At 61.7% G+C, this 3,036-nt stretch carries 2 protein-coding genes; both read left to right on the top strand.

The genetic code is table 11. From position 1 onward, the window contains the following. The coding region (locus tag D6877_RS15305) for a DUF1329 domain-containing protein (RefSeq protein ID WP_130911345.1) at positions 1-999 on the top strand (999 nt) is incomplete at its 5' end. Positions 1,000-1,138: 139 nt separating this feature from the next. Continuing rightward, positions 1,139-3,036: helix-turn-helix transcriptional regulator (locus D6877_RS15300; RefSeq protein WP_130911334.1), on the top strand; the 1,898-nt coding region annotated here is incomplete at its 3' end.

Here is a 3,036-nt window from a genome sequence, read left to right as displayed (position 1 = left end):
GCGCCAGCGGAAATCTATGAGTCGGCCAAGCGCAGCGCGCTGAACGTCAACGCGATCAACGACGGCAACGGCCTGGCCAATTTCACCGGCAATCGCTACTACGCCTTCCCGATTCCCAAGAACGGCGTCGAGGTGCTGTGGAACCACATCACCCGTTATCACGGTGGCAATCTGCGGCGGATCATCACCCAGGTCACGCCGCAGACCAACGGCAGCTACACGCCGATCCGCTTCGAAGAAGAGATCGCCGTGCCGCAACTGATGAAAGACATCGACCCGGAAAAAGCCGCCAACGTGCTGACCTTCTTCAAGCAATCGGTGACTGCTCCGGCGCGGCTGGCCGGTAACGTGCTGCTGGTGCACGAAACCCTCGATCAGGTGAAGGAACCGCGTCTGGCGTGGATCTACAACGCCGGTCAACGCCGCGTACGTCGGGCACCGCAAGTGGCCTATGACGGTCCGGGTACCGCGGCCGATGGCCTGAGGACTTCCGACAACTTCGACATGTTCTCCGGCGCGCCGGATCGCTACGACTGGAAACTGGTCGGCAAGAAGGAAATGTACATTCCCTACAACAGCTACAAACTCGACTCGCCGAAGCTCAAGTACGACGATATCGTCAAGGCCGGGCATATCAATCAGGACCTGACCCGTTACGAACTGCACCGCGTCTGGGAAGTGATCGGCACGGTGAAACCGAACGAGCGGCACATCTACGCCAAGCGCCACATGTACATCGACGAGGACAGCTGGCAAGTGGCACTGGCCGATCACTACGACGGTCGCGGGCAACTGTGGCGCGTCGCCGAAGGTCACGCGCAGTACTACTACGATCATCAGGCCCAGGCCTACACGCTGGAAGCGCTCTACGACATCATTGCCGGCCGCTACATTGCGTTGGGCATGAAGAACGAAGAGAAGCACAGCTTCGAATTCGGCTTTGAAGCCAAGGCCGCGGATTACACACCCTCGGCCCTGCGCGCCGAGGGTGTGCGCTAACGCTTGAACTGCACCGCTGGACAAAAGGCGACCGCACGGTCGCCTTTTTTTATGGCCATCAATCAGCGTGCTGAATACTCGTCAACAAGGGCGCGGGAGAGGGCTAGGGTGAGCGCACAACGATAAGAAGGCTCAGCCGATGACCGCCATGACCCCGTGCCTGGATCGACCCGGATTTTTGCCCAGGCTTTCTTCGCATCATCAACCTCGCAGCCGTTTGAGCGCACCTTTACTGGCATCCAGCGCGCGGGTGAAGCTGTTGTGCGCGCCCGCGGGCAGTGGCAAAACCGCACTGCTCACCGAATGTCTTCTGCAGGTGCGTACGGAGTGCGAGGCAATCTGGCTGCCGCTGGCAGGCGCGGCGCTCAGCACCGAAGAATTCTGCCTGCGTCTGAGGCGGGCGCTCGGGCTTGTCGAAGGCCTTGACGAAACGCAACTGATGGCGGAGCTGGCCCATTGGTCGAAACCGACTTCGCTGTTTATTGACGATTACAGTCGTCTGCCGGATCCGGCTCTGGATGCGTTGTTTGATCGCTTGCTGGCAATCAGCAGCCCGGCGCTCACCTGGTGGATCAGCACTCGCCGCCGGCCGCAGTGCAACTGGCCGCGGCTGTTGCTCGATGATGAACTCTACGAATCCGAACCCGCCAGCCTGGCGCTGACTCACGATGAGGTGGTATCGGTGTTGCGCCATTTGCCGCCAGATCAGGCGGACCGTGTCGCTGGCCGCATCATTCAGCGTACCGGTGGCTGGTGCGCGGGGGCGCGCATGGCACTCCTGCAAAAATGTGACTGGTCGCAAAACCCGCAACCACAGCAGCGTGTCGACACTCTTCTGGATTATCTGCAGCACGAACTCTTCAGCAACCTGACGCCGGAGCAGGACGAGGCATGGCGTGTTCTGGCGCACCTGCCACGGTTCAATGCGTCGTTGTGCGAGCATTTGTTCGGCCCCGGCGAAGGCGCCCGGCTGCTGCATGATCTGCAAGTGCTGGGCTGCTTTATCGAGCCATGGCAGGAGTCCGCCGATTGGTTGCAGGTCTTCCGGCCGCTGTCGCGAATCATGCAGGCGTCGCACTGGCCATGTGCACGCTCCTGGCACCGGCGCGCCTGTCAGTGGTTCACTGCGGCGCAGGATTGGCGAGCAGCGTTCGAGCAAGCGTTGTTGGCCGAGGAGTACGAAACCGCCGTCAGCCTGTTGCAGCATTTCAACTTCGAAGACTTGTTCGAGGACCAGGCGGTCGTCCTGCTGTTGCGCTTGCACGAGCAGCAAAGTCAGGAGCTGACCCTGATGACACCGCAGCTGGTCGGACTGGTCACGGGCGCCTTATTGTTTGCCGGGCGATTTCAACAGGCCGGGCAATGCATGGCCCATCTCGGCCGCTTCATGCCGCAGCCGACAGCGCAACTGGAGCAGCAACTCTTGGCCCGCTGGCAGGCGCAACAGGGTTGGCTTTGCCACCTGCAAGGGCAAATGGAGCCGGCGCGCGCCTGTTTTCAGGAGGCGTTGTCAGCGCTGGCTGACGATGCCTGGCAGGCGCGTGTGATGTGCCTGTCGGGACTGACCCAGCAGGCGTTGCTGTGCGGTGAACTCGATCAGGCCCACGCCCTCAACCGCGAGGCGTTGTGCCTGGCACGCGCGCATGGCTCCCTGTTGTTCGAGGGGTTGCTGGAGCTTGATCATGCGCAATGGCTTGAGCAGCGAGGAGCGCCTGTACGCGCTGAAAGTCTGCTGGTGGACATCGAGCAATTGCTGCGTCAGCGCACTATGGTGCCCACGCCGCTGCTGGGGCGGATTGCCCTGCGACGCGGACGGCTGGCGCTGTGCATGGGGCTTGAAGAGCAGGCTGCGCAGCTGTTCAGCCAAGGTCTTGAGGATTGCTTGCGCAGCCAGGACAAGCGGGTCCTCTATGGTTATCTGGGGCAGGCGCAACTGGCCGGTAATCGCGGTGATTACGCGTGCGCTTTCGAGCGCCTGCGCGAGGCCGAAAGGGTCATGCAGCAGCGGCAGATTCCCGATACGGTCTATCGCGGTGT

The organism is Pseudomonas sp. Sample_9, assembly GCF_004307535.1.
In the GTDB taxonomy this organism is placed as follows: Bacteria; Pseudomonadota; Gammaproteobacteria; order Pseudomonadales; family Pseudomonadaceae; genus Aquipseudomonas; species Aquipseudomonas mercuritolerans.
This window is presented reverse-complemented; position numbering and strand designations above follow the sequence as displayed.